Origin of the sequence: [Empedobacter] haloabium (genome assembly GCA_008011715.2) — a bacterium.
Lineage (GTDB): Bacteria > Pseudomonadota > Gammaproteobacteria > Burkholderiales > Burkholderiaceae_D > Rugamonas > Rugamonas haloabia.
The window spans coordinates 2,672,100-2,694,995 of the sequence record CP136508.1; the positions used below are offsets into that span (position 1 = coordinate 2,672,100).

Sequence of the window (22,896 nt, forward strand, 5' to 3'; positions counted from 1 at the left end):
ATCGATTGGAACGATCGTGCTATTTCAAGGCGACGCGATAACCATGGAGACGATATGGACCTGAACTACAGCGCCGAGGACCTGGCGTTCCGCGACAGCGTGCGCGCTTTCCTCGACGCCAAGCTGCCCCCCGAATTGCAGGACAAGGTGCGCCGCCACCTGCGCCTGTCGAAGGAAGACTACGTGCGCTGGCACAAGATCGTGGCCGAGCAGGGCTGGGCCGCGCCGGCCTGGCCGGTCGAATACGGCGGGCCGGGCTGGAACGCCACCCAGCGCCACATCTGGGAAGAGGAGTGCGCCCGCGCCGGCACGCCGCCGATCCTGCCGTTCGGCGTCAACATGGTGGCGCCGGTCATCATGGCGTTCGGGAACGAAGCGCAGAAGGCGCACTACCTGCCGCGCATCCTCCATTGCGACGACTGGTGGTGCCAGGGCTATTCCGAACCGGGCGCCGGCTCCGACCTGGCCTCGCTCAAGACGACCGCCGTGCGCGACGGCGACCATTACGTCGTCAACGGCCAGAAGACCTGGACCACGCTGGGCCAGTATGCCGACATGATCTTCTGCCTGGTGCGCACCGATCCCAGCGTGCGCAAGCAGGAGGGCATCTCGTTCCTGCTGATCGACATGAAGACGCCGGGCATCACGGTGCGCCCGATCATCATGCTCGACGAGGAACACGAGGTCAACGAGGTCTTCTTCGACAATGTGCGGGTGCCGGTGGCGAACCTGATCGGCCAGGAGAACCGTGGCTGGACCTACGCCAAGTACCTGCTGGGCCACGAGCGCACGGGTATCGCCGCCGTCGGCCGCTCCAAGCGCGAGCTGGCGTTCCTGAAGGCGTTGGCGCTGCGCCAGCAGAAGGGCGGCCAGCCGCTGCTGCGCGATCCGCTGTTCGCCGCCAAGGTGGCCAACCTGGAGATCGAGCTGATGGCGCTGGAGGTGACGGTGCTGCGCACCATCGCGCAGGAACACCAGGGCCCGGGGCCGCAGGCTTCCGTCTTGAAAGTGAAGGGCACCGAAATCCAGCAGATGCTGACGGAGCTGATGGTGGAGGCGGCCGGGCCCGGCGCGCTGCCGTTCGACCCGGCCTACCTGGAAGGGGAAAAGGAACACGCGGCGGGCGGCGACGACGATGCCGCACCGCTGGCGGCCTACTACTTCAACTACCGCAAGACCTCGATCTATGGCGGTTCCAACGAAATCCAGAAGAACATCATCACGCAGATGATCCTCGGACTATAACAGGGAGACAGCCATGGATTTCAGCTACAAGGAAGAACAGCAGCAGTTCGCCGACGCCCTGCGCCGCTGGGCCGAGCGTGATTACACCTTTGAAAAGCGCCGCGCCATCATTCACTCGGACAGCGGCGTCTCGACCGAGGCCTGGGCCACCCTGGTGGAGCTGGGCATGACGGCGTTGCCGGTGCCGGAAGCGCAGGGCGGCTTCGCCGGCAGCGCTGTCGACATGCTGGTCGTGATGCAGGAACTGGGTCGCGCGCTGGTGGTCGAACCGTATTTCGCCACCGTGCTGGGCGCGCGCTTCCTGCAACTGGCCGGCGGCCAGGAGGATCTGCTGGCGCGCGTCGCCACCGGCGAAGTGAAACTGGCCTGCGCGCTGGCCGAAGCGCAATCGCGCCATGACCTGGCCGCGATCGGCGCCGTCGCCACGGGCACGCCGGACAATATGGGCGTCAGCGGCATCAAGACAGTCGTGCTGCATGGCGGCCAGGCCGACGCGTTCATCGTTTCGGCCCGTCACCAGGACGCGATCGGCCTGTACCTGGTCGATGCCGACACGGCCGGCATCGCCGTGCGCGACTACCGCACCATCGACGGCCTGCGCGCCGCCACCGTTTCGTTCGATCACGCGCCGGCCACGCCGCTGGGCGCGCCCGGCCAGGGCTGGGACATCCTGGAAGCGGCGACCGACTACGGCGCCACGCTGCTGTGCGCGGAAAGCGTCGGCGTGATGGACGCACTGTTCGCCGCCACCCTGGACTACCTGAAGACGCGCCAGCAGTTCGGCGCGCCGATCGGCAAGTTCCAGGCGCTGCAGCACCGCATGGCCGACATGTTCATCCACCTCGAGCAGGCCCGTTCGATGGCGATGCTGGCGGCCGTGAAAGTGGATTCTCCCGATCCGGAAGAACGCCGCCGCGTCGTCTCCGCCGCCAAGGCGCGGGTGGCGCAGGCCGGCAAGTTCGTCGGCCAGCAGGCCGTCCAGCTGCACGGCGGCATGGGCGTGACGGACGAGCTGCCGGCCGCCCACCTGTTCAAGCGCCTGACGACGCTGGGCCTGACCCTGGGCGATGCCGACCACCATATCGAGCGTTTCGTCGCCCAGCCGGGCTTTTGCGAGGCCGCCTGATGGACGCGCAACCGGTCCTGCTGGACACCATCCCGGCACTGGAAGCGGTGGTCGGACGCGAGGTCGCGCTGTCGCGCTGGTTCACCATCGACCAGGCCCGCATCAGCGCCTTTGCCGACGTCACGGACGACCACCAGTGGATCCACCTGGACGCCGAACGGGCCATGCGCGAGTCGCCCTACGGCGGCACGGTGGCGCACGGCTTCCTGACCATCGCGCTGCTGCCGGCAATGCTGGCCAGCGCCGTCTCGCTGGGCACGGCGCGGCTGACGGTCAACTATGGCTGCAACAAGGTGCGCTTCCCGGCCGCGGTGCCGGCCGGCAGCCGCATCCGGGGCCGCTTCACGTTGCAGGCGGTCGAGCCGCTGGCCGACTGCACCCAGCTGGTGTGGCTCGTCACGATGGAGAACGAGGCGGGCGGCAAGCCGGTCTGCGTGGCCGAATTCGTGATGCGGCGCTACTGACGCGGTAGCGGTACAATCGCGGCGCCGCCCGGGGGCAGACCCGCCGGGTCTGACCCCAGCCTTTCTCGACCGATGCCCAACCCAAACGCCTACCCGCAAGCCGACATCGACGCCGTCTACCGTGCCATCCGCGAGCGCCGCGACGTGCGCCACTTCGCTCCCGGCGCCATCGCACCCGACCAACTGCAACGCTTCCTGGCCGCCGCCCACAACGGTCCTTCGGTGGGCCTGATGCAGCCGTGGCGCTTCCTGCGCGTCGTCGACCCTGGCCTGCGCCAGGCCATCCATGCCGAGATCGACGCCGAGCGCCTGCGCACGGCCGACGCCTTGGGGGAACGGGGTGGCGAATTCATGCGCCTGAAAGTGGAAGGCGTGCTGACCTGCGCCGAGGTGCTGGTGGTCGGCCTGATCGAACGGCGCGAAAAGTATATCTTCGGCCGCCGCACCATGCCGGAGATGGACCTGGCCTCGTGCGCCTGCGCGATCCAGAACTTCTGGCTGGCCGCGCGCGCCGAGGGCATCGGCGTCGGCTGGGTGTCGCTGTTCGACCCGGAACGGCTGCGCGCCCTGTGCGGCATGCCGGAGGGCAGCCAGCCCGTCGCGGTCCTGTGCGTCGGCCACGTCGCGTCGTTCTACCCGGCGCCGATGCTGGAACTGGAGGGCTGGGACAGGCGCCACGCGCTGGCCGACATCCTGTACCAGGACCGCTGGGGCGAGGCGCCGGCATAGCCTTTCAGCCATCATTTTGTTGCAATTGCTGCCAGCCCCACCTATACTGCGCGCGTAGTTCAGCTTCCGGTGGCGGCGCGCGCACGCGTGCCGCCTTAAATGGGAAGTCGGTGCCGCGCCCCACCAGGAGCGCCATCCCGACGCTGCCCCCGCAACGGTAAGCGAGCCAAGGTGCCGCCATACGCCACTGTGCCAGAGAGCATGGGAAGGCGCGGCATCCCGGCACGTCGTCGACGTGCCGCTCGCGAGCCCGGAAACCAGCCCGAAGCAGCAAGCGCGTTTGTATCGCGGAGGGCGATACGGATGAGGAAAAGCACGCGATCCGCTGGTCTCCTGGCTGCACGCCACCCACCGCATCCGTCCCGTCTCCCCACCCATTCCTTCCCGAGCAACGCATTTCGTCGTTCCGATCCTGCCAAGGAGGAGTATCCATGTCGCCTGTTACGTCCACTTCCGTCCACGCCACCCCGCTGGCCCTGAAGGACAAGCTGCTGCCAGCGCTGGGCGCGGCCGCCCTCGGCATCGTGCTGCTGTTCGGCGCCGGCTTCGCGCCGATGGAAGCGTTGCACAACGCCGCCCACGACAGCCGCCACTCGGCGGGCTTCCCGTGCCATTGAGCCCGGCCGCCGCCGCGCCGGCGCGCAGGCCCGGCGTGTTCAACCGCATCGTCGCGACAGCGGCGGGCGCCGGTATCGTCGCGGGGCTCTTGCTGACGGGCGTCCAGCACCTGCAGGTGACGCCGCTGATTCGCACCGCCGAGACCTACGAGGCGGCGGCGCAGGCCGCGCCGGCGGCCGCGCAGGCGCACGAACACGCCGACGAGCACGAACATGCCCACGAACATGAGCATGCCGGCGCGCAGGAACACGAGCAGGCTGCCGCGTCGGCGCACGAGCATGGCGGAGAAGAGCACCGCCACGGCGGCTGGGAACCGGCCCCGGGCGGCGAGCGCCTGTTCTACACGATACTGGCCAATATCAGCATGGCCGTCGGCTATGCGCTGCTGCTGGCGGCCGCGCTGACCCTGCGCGGCAAGCCGGTCGACTGGCGCGGCGGCCTGCTGTGGGGCGGCGCCGCCTACCTGGTGTTCTTTGTCGCGCCTGCGCTGGGCCTGCCGCCGGAACTGCCCGGCACCGAGGCGGCGCCCGTGGTTGCCCGCCAGAGCTGGTGGATCGCCACGGCCGGCGCCACCGCCGCCGCGCTGGCATTGCTGGCCTGGGGCCGGCATTGGGGGCTGAAAGTGGCCGCGCTGGCATTGGTGGTCACGCCGCACTTGGTGGGCGCACCGCAACCTGCCGTGCATGGCGCCGTCGCGCCGGCGGCACTGGCGCGTGAGTTCATCGTCGCCAGCGCCGTGGCCAATGCCGCGTTCTGGCTGGCGCTGGGTGCGCTGACGGGCTGGCTGCACGCGCGCCTGGATCGTACCAACTGAGCCGCATCGATCAAGTCATGCGCACCCACGACCGCCACGTCTTCATGTGTGTCGGCCCTCGCTGCACCAGCACCGAGGGCCGCGCCCAGGCCGTGTTCGAGCGCATGGGCGAGATGATCGATGCCCGGCCCGAACTGGCGGTCAAGCGTACCCGCACCCACTGCATGGTCGCTTGCAAGTTCGAAGGGCCCGTGCTGGTCGTCTATCCGGAAGGGACCTGGTACCAGCGCGTCGACGAAGCGGCGGCCGCGCGCATCGTCGACGAGCACCTGGCGGGCGGGCGCGAAGTGGCCGACCTGATCTTCCATCGCCTGGGCCACGGCGACACTTGCGAGCCGCAACCGAAATGATGAATCAACTGCCCCGCATCGCGCTGCTGACGCACGCATCCAACGACCTCACCGTGCTGCACCACGCGTGCGCCCAGCTGCCGGCCGGCTTCGGTCCGGTGGCCGGCGTCAACCTGCAGGAGCGGGGCGAGGGCACGCCGGCGCTGGCTACCCTGCTGGACGGCGAGCTGCGCAGTGCCCGCGTCATCGTCGTGCGGGTGCTGGGCCGCCTGGGCGGCGTGCCGGGCTTCGCCGAGCTGGCCGAGGCGGCGCGCCGCCAGGGGCGCCACCTGCTGGTGGTCAGCGGCACCGGCGAACCCGATCCGGAGCTGGCCGCGGTATCCACCGTGGGTGCCGGCGTCACGCAAATGGCGCTGGCCTATTTCCAGGCCGGCGGCGGCGCCAACCTGGCGCAGCTGCTGCGCTATCTGTCCGACCACCTGCTCTTGACCGGCCACGGCTTCGAGCCGGCGCAGCCGCTGCCGGAACACGGCATCCACCATCCCGACCTGGCGGCGGACGCCACGCTGGCCGACTGGCTCGCGCTGCGCGATCCGGCACGGCCGGCGGTCGGCATCGTGTTCTACCGTGCCCACTGGATGAGCGGGAACACGCGTTTCGTCGACGCGCTGCAGGCCGCGCTGGAGGCGCGCGGGCTGGACGTGCTGCCCGTGTTCTACTTCCTCGCTGCGCGCCGCCGACGGCGCCGCCATGCCTGCCGCGCTGCGCTATTTCGGCGACGGCGAGACGGCCCACGTCGATGTGCTGATCAACACGACCTCGTTCGCGATGGGCGAAATCACGCCGGGCGGCCCGACGCCGGCCGGCTGGTCGGTCGGGGTGCTGGAGACGCTGGACGTGCCGGTGCTGCAGGCCATCACCAGCGGCATGACCCTGCCGCAGTGGCAGCAGTCGGCGCGCGGCCTGAATCCCCTGGACACGGCGATGAACGTGGTGCTGCCCGAATTCGACGGCCGCCTGATCACGGTGCCGCTGTCGTTCAAGGAGCGCGCCGCCGGCCTGCCGGGCGAAGCGGTCGAGTATGCGCCGCTGGCCGACCGCGCCGCCCGCATTGCCGGCATCGCGGCGCGCTGGGCGCGCCTGAGACGGCTGCCGAACCAGGCCAAGCGCGTCGCCTTCATGTTCACCAATTCCAGCAGCAAGGCGGCGCAGATCGGCAATGCCGTCGGCCTGGACGCGCCGGCCTCGCTGATGCGCATCCTGCAGGCGCTGGTGGAGGCGGGCTACGACATCCGCGACCTGCCGCCCGACGGCACCACCTTGATCCACGACCTGGTGGCGCGCTGCTCGTACGACAACCTGCACGTGACGGAGCAGCAGCTGGCGCAGGCCGCCGGCCGCGTGTCGGCCACGCGCTATGGCGAGTGGTTCGCCGAGCTGCCGCCGGCCTTGCGGGAGAAAATGCTGGCGCAATGGGGCGCGCCACCTGGTGAAGCCTACGTGCACGACGGCCACCTGGCGCTGGCCGGCATCGAACTGGGCAACGCCTTCGTCGCGCTGCAGCCGCCGCGCGGCTACGGCATGGATCCGGACGCGATCTACCACCAGCCCGACCTGCCGCCCACCCACCATTACTATGCGCTGTATCGCTGGCTGCGCGACGAGTGGCACGCGGACGCCATCGTCCACGTCGGCAAGCACGGCACGATGGAGTGGTTGCCGGGGAAGGGCGTCGGCCTGTCGGAGGAATGCTTCCCGGACGCGCTGCTGGGCGACCTGCCGCTGTTCTACCCGTTCATCATCAACGACCCGGGCGAGGGCTCGCAGGCCAAGCGCCGCGCCCACGCCGTCGTGGTGGACCACCTGACGCCGCCGATGACGACGGCCGACACCTACGGCGCGCTGGCGCAGCTGACGCAGCTGGTGGACGAGTACTACCAGGTCGAGGTGCTGGACCCGGCCAAGCTGCCGTTGCTGCAGCAGCAGATCTGGGAGCTGGTCAAGCAGACCAACCTGGATGCCGACATGCGCATGCGGCTGCTCCACCATGACCACGATCACGACCACGATCATGACCATGACCATGACCACGGGCATGGTCATGCGCACGGTCACCACGATCATGACCACGGCCATCATCACCACCATGACCACCACCATGACCACGAGCATGACCACGACGGCGCACTGCCGGCGGCGCTGGCCGAGATGGGCGGCTCCGATGTCGCCCACCTGATCGAGGACCTGGACGGCTACCTGTGCGAGCTGGGTTCGGCGCAGATCCGCGATGGCCTGCACGTGCTGGGCCGCTGCCCGGACGACGCGCAGATGCCGGACATGCTGGCCGCGCTGACCCGCCTGCCGAACCAGGACGTGCCGGGCCTGCAGGCTGCCGTCGCCCAGCTGTTCGGCCTGACGGTGGACATGCTGCTGGCAACCGGTGCGGGCCGCATCAACGCGGCACCAGCGCTGGCCAGGCTGGCCGGCCGTGCCGTCGTCTCGCGCGCCAATGCGCTGGAAGCGGTGGACCTGCTGTGCCGCCGCGTGTTCGAGGAACTGGGGCAGGCTGCTTACGCACCGGAGGCCATCGACGCGGTGCTGGACCTGTCTCTTATACACACTGGATGACGGCGACAGCGCCGCGCCACGCCTCCAGCCCGCCGCCCGCGCCAAGGCGAGCGTCGTCACGCAGCTGGGGCGGCCGCGCGCCAAGCCGGCCGCTGTCGCCGCGGCCAGGCCGGTTGCGGCCGGCCCGGCCCGTTTCGACGAACTGCGCCGCGTACTGGACTTCGCCTGCCGCGAACTGGTGCCGAAGCTGCGCCGCGCCAGCGACGAAATCGACAACTTGGTGGCCGGCCTGGCCGGGCGCTACGTGCCGGCCGGTCCCAGCGGCTCGCCCACGCGCGGCATGGCGCACATCCTGCCGACCGGGCGCAATTTCTACTCCGTCGATCCGCGCAGCGTGCCGTCGCAATCGGCCTGGCGCGTCGGCCAGCAGCTGGCACGCGAGGTGCTGGAACGCTACCGCCGCGAGACCGGCGACTGGCCGGAAAGCGTGGCGGTCAGCGTGTGGGGCACCAGCGCGATGCGCACGCACGGCGACGACGTGGCGCAGATCCTGGCGCTGCTGGGCGTGCGCCCGGTGTGGCGCCACGAGAGCCGGCAGGTGTGCGGGATCGAAGTGGTGCCGCTGGCGGAGCTGGGCCGCCCCCGTATCGACGTGACGACCCGCATCAGCGGGTTCTTCCGCGACGCCTTCCCGCAGTTGATCGAGCTGGTGGACGACGCCGTCCAGCAAGTGATCCGCCTGGACGAGCCGGCGACGGATAACTACGTGCGCAAGCACTACCTGGCCGAGCTGGCGCAGGGCATCGGCGCGGGCCTGGACGAACCCGAGGCGGCACGCCGCGCCGGCTACCGCGTGTTCGGTGCGAAGCCGGGCAGCTACGGCGCCGGCATCCTGCCGCTGGTCCAGCAGCGCAACTGGGAGGGCGACGCCGACTTCGCCGAGGCCTACGTCAACTGGGGCGGTTATGCCTACGGGCGCGGCAGCCAGGGCACCGACCAGCGCGAAGCCTTCCGTACCCGGCTGGCCGGCGTGCAGGTCGCGCTGCACAACCAGGACAACCGCGAGCACGACATCTTCGACAGCGACGACTACCTGCAATTCCACGGCGGCATGATCGCGACGATCCGTGCCCTGTCGGGCCAGCAGCCGCGCCATTATTTCGGCGACAGCCATGATCCGTCGCGCGCTCAGGTGCGCGACCTGAAGGAGGAAACGTTGCGGGTATTCCGCTCGCGCGTCGTCAACCCGAAATGGCTGGCCAGCATCCAGCGCCATGGCTACAAGGGCGGGCTGGAGCTGACGGCCACCGTCGATTACCTGTTCGGCTACGACGCCACGGCGCAGGTGATGGACGACTGGATGTACGAGGACGTGGCGCAGTCGTACGCGTTCGACCCCGAGATGCAGCGCTTCCTGCAGGAGGCCAATCCGTGGGCGCAGAACGCCATCACCGAGCGCCTGCTGGAAGCGGCCGGCCGCGGCATGTGGGCCGAGCCGAAGCCGGAGACGCTGGAGCGCCTGCGCCAGTTGTACCTGGACAGCGAAGCGCTGCTGGAAGCGCGCGGCGAAACGGCGCGCGGCAGCTGAAGGACCGGATTGGAACAACGATGAGCACTCCCATTTTCCCGTTTGCCGCCATCGTCGGCCAGCAGCAGCTGCGCGCCGCGCTGATGCTGTGCGCCGTCGATCCATCGATTGGCGGTGTGCTGATCCGCGGCGACAAGGGCACGGCCAAGAGTACCGCCGCGCGCGCACTGGCCGCCGTGCTGCCGGCCATCGATCGTACGCCGGGCTGCGCCTTCAATTGCCCGCCCGGCAAGGCGTGCGAGCACTGCGCCGTGTGCGCATCCGGTGCGCCGGTGCCGTCGCCCGTGCCGTTCGTCACCTTGCCGCTGGGTGCCACGGAAGACCGCGTGCTGGGCAGCCTGGATATCGGCCAGGCCCTGCAGGGCGGCGGGCGCACCTTCCAGCCCGGACTGCTGGCCGGCGCACACCGGGGGCTGCTGTACATCGACGAAGTCAACCTGCTGGCCGATCACCTGGTGGACGTGCTGCTGGACGTGGCCGCGATGGGTGTCAACAGCGTGCAGCGCGAGGGCCTGGCTGTCGCGCACCCGGCCCGCTTCACCCTGGTCGGCACGATGAACCTGGAAGAGGGCGACCTGCGCCCGCAATTGCTGGACCGCTTCGGCCTGATGGTCGAGGTGACGGCGCCGCGCGACAAGGCCGAGCGGGCCGAGGTGGTGCGCCGCCGCATCGCCTTCGAGGCCGATCCGGCCGGCTTCACGGCGCGCTGGCACGAGGAGCAGGAAGCGCTGCGCGCGCGCCTGGCCGCGGCGCAGGCGCTGCTGCCGCAGGTGCGGCTGGACGACGCGATGCTGGACCTGATCAGCCATCTGTGCTGCGAGTTCGACGTGGCCAGCCTGCGTGCGGACATCGTGCTGCACAAGACCGCGCGCGCGCTCGCCGCGCTGGACGGCCGCAGCGAAGTCACGCCGGCCGACCTGCGCGCAGCAAGCCAGCTGGTGCTGCCGCACCGGCGCCGCCGCAAGCCGTTCGAACAGCCGGGCCTGGACGACGATAAACTGGACCAGCTGTTGCGCGACGCGATGCCGCCTGCACCGCCCGAGAATGACGCCGGCACGGAGGGCGACGACGATCAGGCAGCGCCGCAGGGCGGCGAAGAGGAGCAGGTGTTCGCGGCCACGGCCAGCGGTGCCGCGCCGCGCATTGCCGTCGAGGCGGACGCCGCGTTTGGCGCCGCCGGCCGGCGCAGTGCCGTCGACCGGGCGCCGCGCGGCCACGCGCTGCGTGCCGTGCCAAACGAGCAGCCGAGCGCCATCGCCATCGGCGCCACCCTGCGCAGTGCCGCGCTGCGCGGCGGCACGAACGTCACGCGCGCCGACCTGCACCAGCAGGTGCGGGCCGGCACCAGCGCCAACCTGATCCTGTTCGTCGTCGACGCTTCCGGCTCGATGGCGGCGCAGCGGCGCATGGAGGCGCTCAAGGGCGCCGTGCTGAACCTGCTGACGGATGCCTACCAGCGGCGCGACCAGGTTGCGGTCGTCGCGTTTCGCGGCCAGCAGGCCGAGTTGCTGCTGGCGCCCACGCGCAGCGTGGACCTGGCCGAGCAGCGCCTGCGCGAGCTGCCCACGGGCGGCCGCACGCCGCTGCCGCATGCGTTGCAACTGGCGCTGGAAGCGCTGGCGCGCGCCGACGCGGGCGGCACGCCGTTGCCGCCGCTGCTGGTCGTGCTGACGGATGGCCGCGCCAACGTGCCCTTGGCCGCCGGCGGCGACCCGTGGCGCGAGGCGCTGGCGCTGGCGCAGGAACTGGCGGCACGCCGCACGCCGGCGCTGGTGATCGACACGGAACAGGGCTATCTGCGGCTGGGCCGCGCGGCCCAGCTGGCCGAGGCGCTGGGCGCCGACTGCCTGACCCTGGAAGAGCTGTCGGCCGACAGCCTGGCCTTGACGGTGCGTGCGCGCCTGGCACAATAAAACAATTGGAGTTGCAATGATCGTATGTATCGGCGCGGGACCCGGCGACACGGGCTACCTGACGCAACGGGGCGCGGACCTGATCCGCAATGCGGACGTGGTGGCGGGCTTCGATGCCGTGCTGAACGTGGTGCGCGAGCTGATTCCCGCCAACGCGCAGGTGATCGGCATGGGTTACCGCGACCAGGTCGCGCAGCTGGACAAGGTGGCGGTCGAACACCATGCCGGCAAGCGTTGCGTGGTCGTGTTCATGGGTGACATCCATTTCAGCGGCTTCCAGTACCTGGAGCGGGTCGAGCGCGCCTGCGGCCATCCGGTCGAATCGCTGCCCGGCATCTCGTCGGCGCAGATCCTCGCTTCGCGCGCGCGCGTGTGCTTCGACGAGACCACCTTCATCACCTTCCATCGCCGCGGCGACCTGGCGCCGTTCAAGCGCCACCTGGTGCGCGTGCTGGAAGACCAGCGCAATGCCATCGTCATCCCGTGCCCATGGGACGAGGCCCGTTCGTTCATGCCTTGGCATATCGCCGCCTACCTGATGGAGCAGGGCATCCCGGCCCATCACCCGGTCGAGGTATGGGAAAACCTGACACGCGGCGAAGCGGAGTGGCACGGCACGCTGGCCGAGTGCGCGCAGCACCGCTGCTCGGACATGAGCATCATGCTGATCCGCACCTTGGCGCCGATGGCCAGCCAGATCGAGCCGGCGCCATGAACGGCATGGTGAGCAACAAGCACGCGGAACGCCTGGGTATCGTCGTCGCCGGCCACGGCAGCCGCGATCCGGACGCCGTGCGCGAATTCGAGGCGCTGGTCGAACTGATTCGCGCGCGCGCGCCGAACGACGTCGTGACGCACGGCTACCTGGAGTTCGCCAGCCCGACCATCGCCGATGCGGCGGTGGCCAACGTGGAGGCCGGCGCGCGCCAGATCGCCCTGGTGCCAGGCGTGCTGCTGGCGGCGCGCCACGCCAAGAACGACATGCCGGCCGAGATGCTGGCCCTGGCGCGCGACTTCCCGGACGTCGATTTCCATTTCGGCGCCCCGATGAGCCTCGACCCGAAGCTGCTGCAACTGGCGCAGGAACGCATCGTGGCGGCGGAAGCGGCCTCGCCGCATACGGTTCGGCGCGACGAGACCTGCCTGGTCGTGGTCGGCCGCGGCACGACCGACCCGGACGCCAATGGCGAGGTGGCCAAGCTGGCGCGCATGCTGGAAGAAGGCATGGGCTTCGGCGCCGCCTACGTCTGCTATTCCGGCACGGCCCAGCCGCTGGTGGCGGACGGCCTGCGCCGCGCCGCGCTGCTGGGCTACCGGCGCATGGTGGTGCTGCCGTTCTTCCTGTTCGATGGCGTGCTGGTGAAACGCATCTACGCGGCGGCCGACGCGCTGGCCGAACGGGAGCCCGGCATCGAGGTGCTGAAGGCGGGTTACTTCGGCGTGCATCCGCTGGTGGCGGACGTGATGATCGAACGCGCGCGCGAGGCCGTGGCCGGCCGGGCGGCGATGAACTGCTCGCTGTGCAAGTACCGCGTGCAGATCGTCGGTTTCGAGCAGCAGGTCGGCGAGCCGCAGCGCGCCCACCACGTGGCCGTGCGCGGCCTGCTGGCCAGCGAACCGGTGGCGCCGCCGCAGCCGCCGGTCTACAACACCTACGTGCCGCACCCGATCGAGGCGGAGAGCTTCCGCATCATCGCCGCAGGGCGCGACTGGTCGACCTTCCCGCCGGAGCAGCTGACGGTGCTGCAGCGCATCGTGCACACGTCCGGCGACTTCAATGCCGTCGACGATTTCTACTTCTCGGCCGGCGCCATCGACAGCGGCATCCGCGCGCTGCTGCGCTGCCGCCGCGTCGTGACGGACGTGACGATGGTGCAGACGGGCCTGAAGCGTGCGCTGCTGGAGGAGCTGGGCATCGACACCTGGTGCGGCGTGCACGACCGCGAGACGCACCTGATGGCCGAGCAGTACGGCATCACGCGCTCGGCGGCCGGCATCCGGCGCGCGTGGCAGAAGTTCGGCAACGACGTGGTGGTGGCGATCGGTGACGCGCCGACAGCGATCGCCGAGGCGGCGCGGCTGATCCGCGAGCATGGCTGGCGCCCGCAGCTCGTCATCGGCCTGCCGGTGGGCTTCGTCGGCACGCGCGAGAGCAAGGACGAGCTGCGGCGCTGCCTGCAAGTGCCGCGCATCACCAACAGCGGCACGCGCGGCGGCTCGCCGTGGGCGGCCAGCGTCGTCAACGGCCTGATGATTGACGCGCTGAACGGGCTGGCCAGCGGTGGAGGCGACTGAACGCCGGCCGTTCGACCTGGCGATACCGGCGTCGAACGGGCTGCGGCGTGGGCGTACCACGGGCACCTGCGCCACGGCCGCCGTCAAGGCGGCGCTGCATCTGCTGCTGGACGGTGAACTGAAGCGGGAAGTGCGGGTCAGCCTGCCGGACGGCGTGCATTACCTGGTCGTGCCGGTCATGCGCGTGCTGCGCCAGGGCGACCGGGTACGCGCGGAAGTGCTGAAGGACGGCGGCGACGATCCGGACAACACCCATGGCGCCACCATCTTTGCCGAGGTGACGCGCAACGACGTGGGCACCGTACGTTTTTTCGCGGGGCGCGGCGTCGGCACCGCGACGGCGCCGGGGCTGCGCGTGGCGGTCGGCGAACCTGCCATCAATCCGGTGCCGCGCCAGATGATGCGGCAGGCGGTAGCCGAGGTGGCGGAGGAGGCGGGCTTCGACCTGACCATCGGCTGCGCGGAGGGCGAGAGCATCGCACCGAAGACGTTCAACCCGCGTCTGGGCATCGTTGGCGGCATCTCGATCCTGGGCACCTCCGGCATCGTCGAGCCGATGTCGCTGGCCACCTGGATCGCGTCGATCGAGGTGTACGTGCGGGTGGCGCTGGCGGGCGGGCCGCCCCGGGTGGCCTACCTGCCGGGCAAGATCGGGCGCGAGTACGCGCGCGATGTGCTGGGATTGCCGGACGCGCGCAGCGTGCAGATCGCCAATTTCCTTGGCGACGCGCTCGATTTCACGCAACGGGCGCTGGGCGAGGCGGGGCAGGAACTGGATGAACTATGGCTGGCCGGGCATCCCGGCAAGCTGGCCAAGGTGCTGGACGGTCACTGGGACACGCATTCCAGTCGCAGCACGATGGCGATGGGCGGCGTGGCGCGCGTCGCCGCCGAATGGGGTTATGGGCCGCACACGGTGCGGCAGATCGAGGAAGCAAACACGGTGGAAGCGGCAATGGCAATACTGAACGAGGCGGGCGGCGCGAACGTCTTCTGGGACGAGATGGCGCGGCGCATCGGCGCGCTGGCGCATGCGCGCGTGCCGTCGGTGCGGCGGCTGGAAGTGCGGCTGTTCGACCTGGCCGGCAATCTGCTGGGAGCGCAGCGATGAGCGGGACGCTGATTGGCACATTCTACGGAGTCGGGGTCGGCCCCGGACCGGCGGGCTACCTGCCGGTGGCGGCGCTGGAAGCGCTGCGTGCGGCCGACCTGATCTACGCGCCGCGCGCCCGTGGCGTGCAGGATTCGGTGGCGCTGCAATGCCTGGCCGGCACCGGCTTCACGCCGGCGCCGGCGCAACTGCGCGAGATCGAATTCAATATGGACCCGGACCGCTCGGTGCTGAGCGAGCATTACGCCCAGCTGGCCGATGCGATCGCGCGCGAGCTGCGCGCCGGCCGCACGGTGGCCTACCTGACCATCGGCGATTCGATGACGTATTCCACCTACGGCTACGTGCTGGCGGCGCTGCGCGCGCGCATTCCCGAGCTGCCGCAACGTACCTTCCCCGGCGTGACCAGCTACGCGGCCGCGGCGGCCGCCATGGCCTGGCCGCTGGGCGAGGGCAAGGAGCGGGTGCTGATCCTGCCGTGCCCGGAAAGCGCGGACGAGCTGCGGCGCGAGATCGAGACGCACGACATCGTCGTGCTGATGAAGGTGGGCGCGCGCCTGCCGTGGGTGCTGGACTTGCTGCGCGAGATGGACATTGCGCAGCACTGCGCTTTCGCGCGCCGCATCGGCCTGCCGGGTGAGCTGCTGTCAACGGATGTCGGGGCGCTGGAAGCAAACGAGGCGATGGGCTACCTGGCCACCCTGCTGGTGCGGCGCAAGCCTTCCGTTCAACGTTAAGGACAATCCCATGAAAGTTTATTTCATCGGCGCCGGCCCCGGCGCGGCCGACCTGATCACCTTGCGCGGCGCGCGCCTCCTGGGCAGCGTGGACATGGTGCTGTATGCCGGTTCGCTGGTGTCCGTCGAGATGCTGCAGCACTGCCGCCCCGGCACGGAACTGATCGATACCGCTCAACTGGACCTGGAACAGCAGCAGGCTTGTTATGTGCGCGCGCGCGACGCCGGCATCGACGTGGTGCGGCTGCACTCGGGCGACCCCGCCATCTACGGCGCGACGGCCGAGCAGATGCGCCGGCTCGACGCGTTGGGCATCGCCTACGAGATCGTGCCGGGCGTGTCCTCGTTCACCGCGGCGGCGGCGGCCATCGGCGCCGAGCTGACCAAGCCGGAGGTGTCGCAGAGCGTGATCCTGACGCGTGTGTCGGGCCGTGCTTCCGCCGTGCCGGAGCTGGAGTCGATCGCGCGCCTGGCCGAGCACCGCGCCACCATGTGCATCTTCCTGTCCGGGCCGCACCTGAAGAAGATCGTGGGCGACCTGCTGCTGCATTATCCGCCCGAGACGCCGGTGCGCCTGGTATACCGGGCCACCTGGGCGGAACAACGCGTGTACGAAGGCACCTTGGGCACCGTGCTGGAAGAAACCAGGCGCGGCGCCTGGAACCTGACGACGATGATGCTGGTGGGCGCCGCGCTGGACCGCGGCGTGGCGGCCGAATCGAGCCTGTATTCGAAGGACTTCACGCACCTGTTCCGCGTGGTGAAGAAGAAGGACGCCGCGTGACGGGTCCGGGCATCTGGCTGGTGCGCGCCGAGGCGGAGCCGCTGGCGCGCCTGCTGCAGGCGCGGCTGGGCGGCACGATCCACCGCCCATGGCTGCAGGGCGACGTGGCGCAGAAGACGTTGTTTGTCCAGCGCTGGCGCGAGCACAGTCAATGGATCGTGGTGGCGGCGACCGGCATCGCCGTGCGCTTCCTGTCCGGCCTGCCGGCGGACAAGCATAGCGATCCCGCCGTCGTCGTGCTGGACGAGGCGGGCCGGCATGCGATCGCGCTGCTGGGCGGGCACGAAGGCGGTGCCAACGCGCTGGCCTATCGTGTCGCCAATGCGGTCGGCGCCGCGCCCGTCGTGACCACAGCCACGGAAGCGCTCAAGCCGCTCACCGTCGGCATCGGCTGCCGCAGGGGCGTGCCGGGCGAGCGCATCGAGGCGGCTGTGCTGCATGCGCTGGCCAGTGCCGGCCTGGAACTTGGCGCGGTGCGCGAGGTGGCGACCGTCGACATCAAGGGCGAGGAGCCCGGCTTGCTGGCCTTTTGCGAACGCCATGGCCTGCCGCTGCGGGTGCTGGCGCGCGCCGAGCTGGCGGCACGGCCCTGGGTCAGCCGGCCGTCCGACTGGGTGCGACAGAACGTGGGACTGGACGGCGTGTGCGAGCCGGCCGCCCTGGTGGCCAGCCCGCGCGGCGCGCTGGTGGTACCGAAAACGAGCCTGGACGGCGTGGCCGTCGCGGTGGTCATGGACAAGAACGATTGGATGGACAAGCAATGACTGGTGTATTGAACCTGGTATCGGTGGGCCCCGGCTTCGAGGAGCTGATCGCGCCGCGCGCCGTGGCGGCGCTGAAGGGCAGCGACGTGATCGTCGCCTATGAGCTGTACCTGCGCTGGGTGGCCCCGCACATCGAAGGCAAGGAGATTCATTCGCCGCCGCTGACGCAGGAACGCGAGCGCGCGCTGCTGGCGATCGAGCGCGCCCGCGCCGGCGCCAAGGTGGCGCTGATCTCCAGCGGCGACATCGGCATCTACGCGATGGCGGCGCTGGCCTTCGAGGAAATGCGCGAGGACGACACGTTCGACGTCAACGTGGTGCCCGGCATTACCTCGGCCAACGCCTGCGCCTCGTTGCTGGGGTCTCCGCTGTCGCACGATTTCGCCACGCTCAGCCTGTCCGATCTGCTGTGTCCCTGGGAGTGGATCGAGCACCGCGCCCGCCACATCGCCCAGGCCGACCTGGCCTGCGTGATGTACAACGTGCAGAGCGCCAGCCGGCAGCAGGGCGTGTACCGGGTGCTGGAGCTGATGCTGGAATCGAAGGCGCCCGGCACCCTGTGCGGCGTGGTGCGCAATGCCTACCGCCCGGACCAGAAGGTCGAGGTGTACCGGCTCGATGAACTGCCCGGCCTGAAGTTCGACATGCTGACCTCGCTCGTCATCGGCAACCGTTTCACCGCGCGCAAGCGCGGCTGGATCTACACGCCGCGCGGCTACAACGACTGGTCGCAGCCGGCCGCCGCGCCGGCGCCGCAGGAGCAGGAGCTGCCGGCCGGTGCCGCGTGGGTGTTCTCCGGCACCAGCGACGGTAATGCGCTGGCCGCGCAGCTGGCGGAGCACCTGCCCGTGGTGGTCTCGGCGGCCAGCGACCATGGCGGCGCCATCGCGCGGCAGGACTGCCCGGGCGCGGTCGTCTGGGCCGGACGGCAGGGTGTGGAAGCGCGGCGGCAGGCCCTGCTGGCGCGGGAAGCGCGCGTGCTGGTGGACGCGACGCATCCGTATGCCAGCGCGATGTCGGCCCAGCTGATCGGCCTGGCGCGCGAGTTGCACATCCCCTACCTGCGTTTCGAGCGCCCGGCCAGCTGGCAGGACGGTGACGGCACCTTGTGCGCGTCGATGGAGGAAGCGGCCGCACAGGCGGTCGCACGCGGCCGGCGCATCTTCCTGGCCACGGGATCGAAGGACATCGCCACCTTCACGCAGGCGCCGGGTGCTGGCGAGCGGGCGTGGTTCGTCCGCCAGACCGCCGAGCCGGCCCTGATCGAACGGGCCATCGCGCAGGGCATTCCGCGCGAGCGCATCTGTGCGATGCAAGGCCCGTTCTCGCAGGGCTTCAACGAGGCACTGTGGCGCGACTGGGGCATCGACTGCGTCGTCACCAAGGATAGCGGCGACGCCGGCGGCTACCGCGCCAAGGTGGCGGCGGCGCGCGCGCTCGGCATCGAACTGCTGGTGGTGGCGCGCCCGGTGCTCGATTATCCGGCCCAGGTGGCCGATGCGGCCGGGGTGCTGGCTTTCCTGGTGGGGCAGGGCAAGGCATGAAGCAGCCGATTCCCGTCACCATCGTCACCGGCTTTCTCGGAGCCGGCAAGACCACGCTGCTGCGCAGCCTGATCGAGAAGCGGCAGACCCGCCGCTTGGCGCTGTTGATCAACGAGTTCGGCGAGATCGCCGTCGATGGCGCGCTGGCGCGCGATGCGGCGGCAAGCGACCCGCACGTGCAGGTGGAGGACTTCGCACATGGCCTGATCGCCTACGGCGACGACGAGCGCTTCGTGCCCGCCATGCAGGCCATCGCCGCGCGCCGCGCTCAGGTGGATCACGTATTGATCGAGACCTCCGGGCTGGCGTTGCCGACGGCGGCGATGGAGCTGCTGCAAAGCGCGGCGCTGGCCGACGATTTCATCCTGGACGCCACGCTGGCGGTGGTGGATACGCCCCTGCTGCTGGAGCGCGCCTTCGACGACGGCGCGCCGGCCGCGATGTTCGAGCAGCAGCTGGCCGCAGCCGACGTCGTGGTGCTGAACAAGATCGACGGCCTGGACGAGGACGCGCTGCTGCGTGCGGAAGAGGCAGTGCGGGCCCGCGCGCCGAACGTGCGCTTCCTGGAGCTGGCCTACGACGCCCAGCTGGACATCCGGCTGGCCCTGGGCCTGCGGCTGCACCAGCCGACCCGCACCGAGCATACCCATTTCACGCCAGTGGCGACGATGCCCGGGCCGGGGGCGGCGCCGCTGGCGGTGCAGTCCCGCCTGAACGGTCATGCGCATTCGGGGCTGGGCGCGCACAGCCACGGGCTGGCCACGCACAAGCATTTCCATGAGCAGGATCCGGGCTGGCTGTCGTTCGTACTGAAGAGCGACGCGCCGCAGGACCCGGCCAAGCTGCAGGCCGCGCTGGTGGAAGCCGCGCGTGCCGAGCCGCTGCTGCGCTGCAAGGGCTACGTGCAGACGACTGGCGCGCAAGAGCCGACGCTGGTGCAGGGCGTGCGCACGCGCTTTGCGCTGACGGCCGCGCCGGGAGCGGCGAGGACGCGTTCGCAGCTGGTCTTTATCGGCTATCACCTGAGCCGCGCGAAGGTCGCGGCGCTGCTGGCCGCGCGCACCGGTTGCGCGTGGCGCTGATTTCACTTTTTACTATCAAGGAGCAAACATGAAACGTCAATCCACGATGGCCCTCGCGGCCCTGCTGTACAGCGGCGCCGCGCTGGCGCACCCCGGCCACGCGGAAGGCGCGCTGGCCGGCCTGCTGCATCCGCTGACGGGACTGGACCACGTGCTGGCCATGCTGGCGGTCGGCCTGTGGGGCGCCCAGCTGGGCGGCCGCGCGCAATGGCTGCTGCCGGCCGGCTTCGTCGCCTGCCTGGCCGCCGGTGGCGCGCTGGGCATGGCGGGGTATTCGGTGCCGCTGGTGGAAGCGGGCATCGTCACGTCGGTGCTGCTGCTGGGGATGCTGATCGGCTTCGCCGTGCGCCTGCCGGTCGGCGCCGCGCTGGCGGTGGTCGGCGTGTTCGCGCTGTTCCACGGCTTCGCCCACGGCAGCGAGATGCCGGCACACGACAACGGCTGGCTGTACGCCGCCGGCTTCATCGCCGCCAGCGCCGCGCTGCACGGCGCCGGCCTGTGGCTGGGCCGCGGCGCGCTGGCGCACGGCCGCTGGCTGCGCGGTAGCGGCGCGGCGATTTCGTTGGCTGGGGTTTGGTTAGCCGTCGCTGGTTGATGTGAGCCCCCGGTGCCTGTCACCGGGGGTTTTGCAAGCGGCGCGTCGGCGCATGCAGGCTTGGGGTCTGTCCCTGCAAGGGACTGACCCCGGTTTTTCGTACGGCAATGTCCGACCTTTGACTGGATGAGCTCCCAGTGAAGTAACGCCGCAAGTGTTAGCGATAAAAACCGGGGTCAGTCCCCATGCGGGGACAGACCCCAACAACTGATATGACACCGCGGGGTTTGCAAACGTCGAGGCGGCGCCGGCAAACTCCGGGGTCGGTCCCCATGCGGGGACAGACCCCAGCCTTATAAATACTTCGCCAGCTCGATCTTGGCCACCGCATTGCGGTGCACCTCGTCCGGGCCATCGGCCAGGCGCAGCGTGCGGTTCATCGCCCACTGGTAGGCCAGCGGGAATTCGCCCGACACGCCGGCTGCGCCGTGCGCCTGGATCGACCAGTCCAGCACCTGCTGGGCGACGTTCGGTGCCAGCACCTTGATCATCGCGATCTCCGCCTGTGCCACCTTGTTGCCGACCGTGTCCATCATGTACGCGGCCTTCAGCGTCAGGAGCCGTGCCGTGTCGATCTGGATGCGCGCCTCGGCCACCCGTTCGCGCCACACGCCTTGCTCGGCCAGCCGCTTGCCGAAGGCGACGCGTTCGTTCAGGCGCCGGCACATCAGCTCCAGCGCGCGCTCGGCCACGCCGATCGCGCGCATGCAATGGTGGATGCGGCCCGGCCCCAGGCGGCCCTGGGCGATCTCGAAGCCGCGCCCTTCGCCCAGCAGCAGGTTCGCGGCCGGCACGCGCACGTTCTCGAAACGGATCTCGCAGTGGCCGTGCGGCGCGTCGTCGTAGCCGAACACCGGCAGCGGGCGCACGATCGTGATGCCCGGCGTGTCCGCCGGTACCAGGATCATCGATTGCTGCTGGTGGCGCGCCGCTGCCGGATCGGTCTTGCCCATCACGATGAACAGCTTGCAGCGCGGGTCGCCGGCGCCAGAGATCCACCATTTGTGGCCGTCGATGACGTAGTCGTCGCCGTCGCGGCGGATGCGGGTGGCGATATTGGTCGCGTCCGAGGAGGCCACGGCCGGTTCCGTCATCGCGAACGCCGAGCGGATATCGCCCCGCAGCAGCGGCTCCAGCCACTGGCGCTTGTGTTCCTCGCTGCCGTAGCGTTCCAGCGTTTCCATATTGCCCGTGTCCGGCGCGGCGCAGTTGAAGACCTCCGGCGCCCACGGCACCCGGCCCATGATCTCGCACAGTGGCGCGTAATCCAGGTTGGACAGTCCCTCGGGCGCGCGCGCGGAGCGCGGCAGGAACAGGTTCCACAGGCCACGCTCGCGCGCCAGCGGTTTCAGGCGCTCGACCAGGGTGGTGGGAATCCAGCGGTTGCCCTGGGTATGCCCGTTCTCATCCACTTCCTTCTCGAAGGCCTGCTCGTTCGGGTAGATGTGTTCGTCCATGAACGCCACCAGGCGGGCGCGCAGGTCCTGGCAGCGCTGCGAATACTCGAAATCCATGCGACTCTCCTCAAGCGACAGGTTTACCCTGGGCATACGACCAGCCCAGTTCGGCCATCGGCCGTGCCATTTTGCCCGACTGCAGCGCCTGCGCGCTGGCGGCCGTGCCGTCCACGTAGCGCTTCATGATGCCCTGCATGATGGACGCCAGCCGGAACATATTGAACGCCAGGTAGAAGCCGAAGTCCTCCAGCCGGATCGTGCGGCCGGTGCGCTGCGCGTACTTCTCGATATACTCCTGCTGCGACGGGATGCCCAGCGCGGCCAGGTCCAGCCCCCCGATGCCGCGGAACTGGCCCGGGTTGATGTGCCAGCTCATGCAGTGGTAGCTGAAATCGGCGAACGGATGGCCGAGGGTCGACAGTTCCCAGTCGAGCACCGCCAGGATGCGCGGTTCGGTAGGGTGGAAGATCATGTTGTCGAGGCGGTAGTCGCCGTGCACGATCGAGGTCTCGTCGCCGGGCGGGATGTGCGCCGGCAGCCAGGCGATCAGCTGGTCCATCGCCTCGATGGTCTCCGTCTGCGAGGCCACGTATTGCTTGGTCCAGCGCTCGATCTGGCGCGCGAAATAGTTCCCGGGCTTGCCGTAGTCGGCCAGGCCGATGGCGGCGTAGTCGATCGTGTGCAGCTGCGCGATCACGCGATTCTGCTCGTCGTAGATGGCCGTGCGCTCGGCCGGCGTCATGCCGGGCAGCGCCTGGTCCCACAGCACCCGGCCCTCGATGAATTCCATCACGTAGAAGGCGCGGCCGATCACGCTCTCGTCTAGGCACAGCGCGTACTGGCGCGGCGCCGGGAAGCCGGCCTTGCTGAGCGCATCCATCACGCGGTATTCGCGGTCGATCGCGTGCGCCGACGGCAGCAGCTTGGTCGCGGGTGCCGGCTTGGTGCGCAGCACGTAACGCGCGTCGCCGATCGCCAGCTTGAAGGTAGGGTTGGACTGGCCGCCCTTGAACTGCTCGGCGTGCAGTTCACCCGTGGCGGGATAGCCGTCGACGTGGGTGCGCAGCCAGGCGTCCAGTTCGGCCGTGTCGAACTGGTGGCGTTCCGACACGGGCTTGGTGCCCATGAATTCCTCGAACATCGTGTCTCCTGTTCATTGTTGTCTGAACGAT

General features: G+C 69.8%; 20 protein-coding genes, 1 pseudogene and 1 riboswitch. Of the genes and pseudogenes, 19 read left to right on the plus strand and 2 right to left on the minus strand.

The genetic code is table 11. The features are described from left to right. Positions 1-54 precede the first annotated feature (54 nt). From E7V67_011750 to E7V67_011840, 19 genes and pseudogenes are all read left to right on the plus strand, one after another. The gene (locus E7V67_011750) at positions 55-1,245 is read left to right on the plus strand and encodes an acyl-CoA dehydrogenase family protein (protein WUR15742.1); all 1,191 of its coding nucleotides are present in this window, start codon (positions 55-57) and stop codon (positions 1,243-1,245) included. Positions 1,246-1,258: 13 nt separating this feature from the next. After that, the gene (locus E7V67_011755) at positions 1,259-2,371 is read left to right on the plus strand and encodes an acyl-CoA dehydrogenase (GenBank protein WUR15743.1); all 1,113 of its coding nucleotides are present in this window, start codon (positions 1,259-1,261) and stop codon (positions 2,369-2,371) included. Then, positions 2,371-2,835 carry a MaoC family dehydratase gene (locus E7V67_011760; GenBank protein WUR15744.1) on the plus strand — a complete coding sequence of 155 codons (465 nt, stop codon included), beginning with the start codon at positions 2,371-2,373 and terminating at the stop codon, positions 2,833-2,835. The genes E7V67_011755 and E7V67_011760 overlap by 1 nt, the downstream gene beginning before the upstream one ends. Before the next feature lie 72 nt (positions 2,836-2,907). After that, the gene (bluB, locus tag E7V67_011765; protein ID WUR15745.1) at positions 2,908-3,564 is read left to right on the plus strand and encodes a 5,6-dimethylbenzimidazole synthase; all 657 of its coding nucleotides are present in this window, start codon (positions 2,908-2,910) and stop codon (positions 3,562-3,564) included. A 50-nt stretch (positions 3,565-3,614) separates the two neighbouring features. Continuing rightward, a riboswitch (cobalamin riboswitch) is annotated at positions 3,615-3,845 on the plus strand. A 150-nt stretch (positions 3,846-3,995) separates the two neighbouring features. Beyond that, a complete protein-coding gene (locus E7V67_011770) occupies positions 3,996-4,181 on the plus strand; it encodes a CbtB domain-containing protein (protein ID WUR15746.1) in 186 nt (61 codons plus the stop codon). A gap of 35 nt (positions 4,182-4,216) precedes the next feature. Beyond that, a complete protein-coding gene (locus E7V67_011775; GenBank protein WUR16265.1) occupies positions 4,217-4,996 on the plus strand; it encodes a CbtA family protein in 780 nt (259 codons plus the stop codon). A 17-nt stretch (positions 4,997-5,013) separates the two neighbouring features. Further along, entirely contained in the window at positions 5,014-5,346 is a 333-nt protein-coding gene (locus E7V67_011780; protein ID WUR15747.1) for a ferredoxin, read from the plus strand. 347 nt (positions 5,347-5,693) lie between these two features. Further along, positions 5,694-7,914: pseudogene (locus E7V67_011785) on the plus strand (cobaltochelatase subunit CobN). Then, positions 7,796-9,442: a cobaltochelatase subunit CobN gene (locus E7V67_011790; protein WUR15748.1), complete on the plus strand. Its 1,647-nt coding sequence runs from the start codon at positions 7,796-7,798 to the stop codon at positions 9,440-9,442. Before E7V67_011785 ends, E7V67_011790 begins: the two are co-directional and overlap by 119 nt. A 20-nt stretch (positions 9,443-9,462) precedes the next feature. Further along, positions 9,463-11,355, plus strand: coding sequence for a putative cobaltochelatase (locus tag E7V67_011795; GenBank protein WUR15749.1), 1,893 nt, complete (start codon positions 9,463-9,465; stop codon positions 11,353-11,355). 16 nt (positions 11,356-11,371) lie between these two features. After that, positions 11,372-12,070 (plus strand): cobalt-precorrin-7 (C(5))-methyltransferase, encoded by a 699-nt coding sequence (locus tag E7V67_011800; protein ID WUR15750.1) that lies wholly within the window; start codon positions 11,372-11,374, stop codon positions 12,068-12,070. Then, positions 12,067-13,650, plus strand: coding sequence for a precorrin-8X methylmutase (locus E7V67_011805; GenBank protein WUR15751.1), 1,584 nt, complete (start codon positions 12,067-12,069; stop codon positions 13,648-13,650). The genes E7V67_011800 and E7V67_011805 overlap by 4 nt, the downstream gene beginning before the upstream one ends. Then, positions 13,637-14,761 carry a cobalt-precorrin-5B (C(1))-methyltransferase CbiD gene (gene cbiD, locus E7V67_011810; GenBank protein ID WUR15752.1) on the plus strand — a complete coding sequence of 375 codons (1,125 nt, stop codon included), beginning with the start codon at positions 13,637-13,639 and terminating at the stop codon, positions 14,759-14,761. Before E7V67_011805 ends, cbiD begins: the two co-directional genes overlap by 14 nt. Next, positions 14,758-15,498 carry a precorrin-2 C(20)-methyltransferase gene (cobI, locus tag E7V67_011815; GenBank protein ID WUR15753.1) on the plus strand — a complete coding sequence of 247 codons (741 nt, stop codon included), beginning with the start codon at positions 14,758-14,760 and terminating at the stop codon, positions 15,496-15,498. The genes cbiD and cobI overlap by 4 nt, the downstream gene beginning before the upstream one ends. A 10-nt stretch (positions 15,499-15,508) precedes the next feature. After that, positions 15,509-16,282, plus strand: coding sequence for a precorrin-4 C(11)-methyltransferase (gene cobM, locus E7V67_011820; GenBank protein WUR15754.1), 774 nt, complete (start codon positions 15,509-15,511; stop codon positions 16,280-16,282). After that, on the plus strand, positions 16,279-17,046 hold the full coding sequence (locus E7V67_011825) for a cobalamin biosynthesis protein (GenBank protein ID WUR15755.1): 768 nt from the start codon (positions 16,279-16,281) through the stop codon (positions 17,044-17,046). Before cobM ends, E7V67_011825 begins: the two co-directional genes overlap by 4 nt. Further along, a complete protein-coding gene (gene cobJ, locus E7V67_011830; GenBank protein ID WUR15756.1) occupies positions 17,043-18,590 on the plus strand; it encodes a precorrin-3B C(17)-methyltransferase in 1,548 nt (515 codons plus the stop codon). Before E7V67_011825 ends, cobJ begins: the two co-directional genes overlap by 4 nt. After that, on the plus strand, positions 18,587-19,672 hold the full coding sequence (locus tag E7V67_011835; protein ID WUR15757.1) for a GTP-binding protein: 1,086 nt from the start codon (positions 18,587-18,589) through the stop codon (positions 19,670-19,672). Before cobJ ends, E7V67_011835 begins: the two co-directional genes overlap by 4 nt. Positions 19,673-19,700: 28 nt before the next feature. Further along, entirely contained in the window at positions 19,701-20,267 is a 567-nt protein-coding gene (locus E7V67_011840) for a HupE/UreJ family protein (GenBank protein ID WUR15758.1), read from the plus strand. Between the two features lie 293 nt (positions 20,268-20,560). On the opposite strand, the gene E7V67_011845 is transcribed toward E7V67_011840, so the two are convergent. Next, on the minus strand, positions 20,561-21,781 hold the full coding sequence (locus E7V67_011845; protein WUR15759.1) for an acyl-CoA dehydrogenase family protein: 1,221 nt from the start codon (positions 21,779-21,781) through the stop codon (positions 20,561-20,563). 10 nt (positions 21,782-21,791) lie between these two features. Continuing rightward, positions 21,792-22,865 carry a phosphotransferase gene (locus tag E7V67_011850; GenBank protein ID WUR15760.1) on the minus strand — a complete coding sequence of 358 codons (1,074 nt, stop codon included), beginning with the start codon at positions 22,863-22,865 and terminating at the stop codon, positions 21,792-21,794. Between the last annotated feature and the right edge of the window lie 31 nt (positions 22,866-22,896).

Bases quoted from the DNA above. Each gene is read 5' to 3' on its own strand.
- E7V67_011805 (WUR15751.1), top strand. From the start codon at position 12,067: ATGAACGGCATGGTGAGCAACAAGCACGCGGAACGCCTGGGTATCGTC.
- E7V67_011850 (WUR15760.1), bottom strand. From the start codon at position 22,865: ATGTTCGAGGAATTCATGGGCACCAAGCCCGTGTCGGAACGCCACCAG.
- E7V67_011835 (WUR15757.1), top strand. From the start codon at position 18,587: ATGAAGCAGCCGATTCCCGTCACCATCGTCACCGGCTTTCTCGGAGCC.
- E7V67_011780 (WUR15747.1), top strand. From the start codon at position 5,014: ATGCGCACCCACGACCGCCACGTCTTCATGTGTGTCGGCCCTCGCTGC.
- cobJ (WUR15756.1), top strand. From the start codon at position 17,043: ATGACTGGTGTATTGAACCTGGTATCGGTGGGCCCCGGCTTCGAGGAG.
- E7V67_011845 (WUR15759.1), bottom strand. From the start codon at position 21,781: ATGGATTTCGAGTATTCGCAGCGCTGCCAGGACCTGCGCGCCCGCCTG.
- cobI (WUR15753.1), top strand. From the start codon at position 14,758: ATGAGCGGGACGCTGATTGGCACATTCTACGGAGTCGGGGTCGGCCCC.
- E7V67_011800 (WUR15750.1), top strand. From the start codon at position 11,372: ATGATCGTATGTATCGGCGCGGGACCCGGCGACACGGGCTACCTGACG.
- cobM (WUR15754.1), top strand. From the start codon at position 15,509: ATGAAAGTTTATTTCATCGGCGCCGGCCCCGGCGCGGCCGACCTGATC.
- bluB (WUR15745.1), top strand. From the start codon at position 2,908: ATGCCCAACCCAAACGCCTACCCGCAAGCCGACATCGACGCCGTCTAC.
- E7V67_011750 (WUR15742.1), top strand. From the start codon at position 55: ATGGACCTGAACTACAGCGCCGAGGACCTGGCGTTCCGCGACAGCGTG.
- E7V67_011760 (WUR15744.1), top strand. From the start codon at position 2,371: ATGGACGCGCAACCGGTCCTGCTGGACACCATCCCGGCACTGGAAGCG.
- E7V67_011790 (WUR15748.1), top strand. From the start codon at position 7,796: ATGCGCTGGAAGCGGTGGACCTGCTGTGCCGCCGCGTGTTCGAGGAAC.
- E7V67_011795 (WUR15749.1), top strand. From the start codon at position 9,463: ATGAGCACTCCCATTTTCCCGTTTGCCGCCATCGTCGGCCAGCAGCAG.
- E7V67_011840 (WUR15758.1), top strand. From the start codon at position 19,701: ATGAAACGTCAATCCACGATGGCCCTCGCGGCCCTGCTGTACAGCGGC.
- E7V67_011755 (WUR15743.1), top strand. From the start codon at position 1,259: ATGGATTTCAGCTACAAGGAAGAACAGCAGCAGTTCGCCGACGCCCTG.
- E7V67_011770 (WUR15746.1), top strand. From the start codon at position 3,996: ATGTCGCCTGTTACGTCCACTTCCGTCCACGCCACCCCGCTGGCCCTG.